Source organism: Streptomyces sp. NPDC059564, assembly GCF_042735575.1.
Taxonomy (GTDB): Bacteria; Actinomycetota; Actinomycetes; order Streptomycetales; family Streptomycetaceae; genus Streptomyces.
Map to the genome: position 1 here is coordinate 1 of NZ_JBHWBP010000677.1, position 1,549 is coordinate 1,549.

At 75.3% G+C, this 1,549-nt stretch carries 2 protein-coding genes; both read left to right on the forward strand.

The window, feature by feature from the left end:
- The first annotated feature begins 168 nt into the window (after positions 1 to 168).
- Positions 169 to 933, forward strand: coding sequence for a PD-(D/E)XK nuclease family protein (locus tag ACFV0Q_RS41550; protein WP_385013300.1), 765 nt, complete (start codon positions 169 to 171; stop codon positions 931 to 933).
- Between the two features lie 10 nt (positions 934 to 943).
- The coding region (locus ACFV0Q_RS41555; protein WP_385013302.1) for a M20/M25/M40 family metallo-hydrolase at positions 944 to 1,549 on the forward strand (606 nt) is incomplete at its 3' end.

Below are 1,549 nucleotides of genomic sequence, written 5' to 3' on the forward strand. Positions count from 1 at the left end.
GTTTCGGGAAGGGGCGGGGTGGGGGACTCTCCCCTTCGGCCCGGCCCCGCCGAGCCCGCCGATCCCTGGGCCGGGGAACCCGCCCCCGGTGAGCCGGATGACCTCTGGTCCGGGGAAGCCGCGACCCCGGCCGGGGAGGCCGCGTACCCCCCTGCCGGGGAGACGCGGGTGCCCGGGCCGCGCCGGCCCGGCGGCGCGGGGGGCGCGGCCGCGACCCCCGAAGAGGCCCGCGCCATCGCCTCCTGGGACCGCGACCTCGACGCCCTCGAGGGCGAGCTCCGCCGCGCCCGCGCAGCCGTCCGCGAGGTCGAGTTGCCCTCCGCCCTCTCCGCGAGCCAGCTCCTGCGCCTCGCCGCCGACGAGCAGGGCTTCGTACGCGATCTCGCCCGCCCCATGCCCAAGCCTCCGCAGCCCGCGGCACGCCAGGGCACCCGCTTCCACGCCTGGGTCGAGTCCCGCTTCGACGAGCTGCCCCTGCCGCTCCTCGACCTCCTCGACCCCGCCACCGAGCTGCCCGGCTCCGACCAGGAGGTCGCCGACGAGGCCGACCTCGACTCCCTCAAGGCCGCCTTCGAGCGCAGCGAGTACGCCGAGCGGACCCCGTACCGGATGGAGGCCCCGGTCCAGCTGACCCTCGCCGGCCGGGTGATCCGCGGCCGGATCGACGCCGTGTACAAGAACCCCGACGGCTCGTACGAGGTGGTCGACTGGAAGACCGGCCGCACCACCCAGGCCGACCCCCTCCAGCTCGCCGTGTACCGCCTCGCCTGGGCGGAAGCCACCGGCACCCCCCTCGACCGGGTCTCCGGCGCCTTCCTCCACGTCCGCAGCGGCCGCGTGATCCGCCCCCGCGACCTCCCCGGCCGGGCCGGTCTTGAGCGGATCCTCCAAGGCAAAACGGGCACGCACGGTGACCCTCAGGCGGACGGATAGGCTCGTGGCCATGAGCGAAACCCTGCCGGACAGCGCCGTCCGCACGTACATCGACGCCCACCGCGAGGCCTTCCTCGGCGACCTCGCCGAGTGGCTGCGCATCCCGTCCGTCTCGGCCCAGCCCGAGCACGCGGACGACGTGCGCCGCAGCGCGGAATGGCTCGCCGCGAAGCTCAAGGAGACCGGCTTCCCGGTCACCGAGATCTGGCCGACGCCGGGCGCCCCCGCCGTCTTCGCCGAGTGGCCCAGCGAGGACCCGGCCGCGCCGACCGTCCTCGTCTACGGGCACCACGACGTTCAGCCCGCCGCCCTCGCGGACGGCTGGCACACCGAGCCGTTCGAGCCGGTGATCCGCGACGGCCGCATGTACGGGCGCGGCGCGGCCGACGACAAGGGCCAGGTCTTCTTCCACACCCTCGGCGTCCGCGCCCACCTCGCCGCCACCGGCGCCGCGGCCCCCGCCGTGAACCTCAAGTTCCTGATCGAGGGCGAGGAGGAGTCCGGCTCCCCGAACTTCCGCGACCTCGTCGAGGAGCGCGCCGAGCGCCTGGCCGCCGACGTCGTGATCGTCTCCGATACCGGCATGTGGTCCGAGACCACCCCCACCGTCTGCACC